This is a genomic window from Pseudomonas sp. AC229 (assembly GCF_979254655.1).
The window spans coordinates 1-231 of the sequence record NZ_CEEDHK010000114.1; the positions used below are offsets into that span (position 1 = coordinate 1).

The 231-nt window shown below is 66.7% G+C and carries 1 protein-coding gene; it reads left to right on the forward strand.

Features of this window, described 5'->3' with window-relative positions; genetic code table 11:
- A partial coding sequence (locus tag AC0IW7_RS25085; RefSeq protein ID WP_471821575.1) for a class I tRNA ligase family protein occupies positions 1-231 on the forward strand: 231 nt, incomplete at both ends.

A 231-nucleotide genomic window follows, 5' to 3' on the forward strand; every position in this document is an offset into this window, starting at 1 on the left:
CCGTTCGTGCCAGACCGCGCTGTTCCCCATCGCCGAAGCGCTGGTGCGCTGGATCGCGCCGCTCCTGGCGTTCACCGCCGACGAGCTGTGGGAATACCTGCCGGGCGAGCGCAACGAATCGGTGATGCTCAACCCCTGGTACGAAGGGCTCACCGCGCTGCCGGAAGGCTTCGAGCTGGACCGCGCCTACGGGGAACGCGTCATGGCTGTGAAAGTGGCCGTGAACAAGGA